The 822-nt window shown below is 46.4% G+C and carries 1 protein-coding gene; it reads right to left on the bottom strand.

The annotated features are described in order from the left end of the window. The coding region (locus tag A3763_RS05440) for a serine/threonine protein kinase (RefSeq protein ID WP_068759933.1) at positions 1 to 822 on the bottom strand (822 nt) is incomplete at both ends.

The following is an 822-nucleotide window of genomic DNA, read 5'->3' as shown; positions in this document are numbered from 1 at the left end:
TCCAAAATTGATAGCTGCTCTCTCAGCTCAAGTATATGTGATGACCAATAGCGCTCGGTATTGAACCAAGGAAAGTGCATTGGAAATGCAGGGTCGGTCCAGCGACGTGATAACCAGGCAGCATAATGCATCATACGCAAAGTACGTAGGGTCTCGATAAGTTTGAGCTGGCGCGTATCAAACTCGCAGAACTCTTCATAGCCTTCAACCAGCTCGATCATTTGCTGGGTTTGTTGATGCCGGTCTCCTGAAAGCATCAACCATAGATCCTGAATTGCAGGGCCATTCAGGCAATCATCAAAATCGACAAAGTGTGCTTGGTCTTCACGCCAAAGAATATTGCCAATGTGGCAGTCGCCGTGAAGTTTAATCGGGTTGAATGGGCAGCTCTTCCATATATGTTGCATCTTATCAATCAGGTCTTGGCTTAAGGTTTCGTATGCCGGTCGAAGCGATCTGGATAGAAAGTCGTTGTCTAGCAAGAACTGTCTGCTCTTGATCGCCCAGTTTTCGATGCAAAAGTTTTGACGGTGCTTAAAGGTTTCTGCGTTACTGACCTGGTGTATTCGGCCGATGTTACAACCGATTCGGTAGAGTGTGTCGGGTATTTCAATCTCGGGTGCATATCCGCCTTGGCGCTTAAATAATGCAAAACGGAAATCTTGGTAATCGTGAAGTGTGCTGCCATTTATTAGCATCGGTGGGACGACAGATATGTCGTTTTCTAGCAAGCTTCTGGTAAATTCATGCTCTTCAAGAATGGCTTCAGTCGTCCAGCGTTGGGGGCGATAAAACTTAGCGATAATAGGCGTGCCATCTTCA

The sequence above is a fragment of the Oleiphilus sp. HI0128 genome (assembly GCF_001635365.1).
This window is presented reverse-complemented; position numbering and strand designations above follow the sequence as displayed.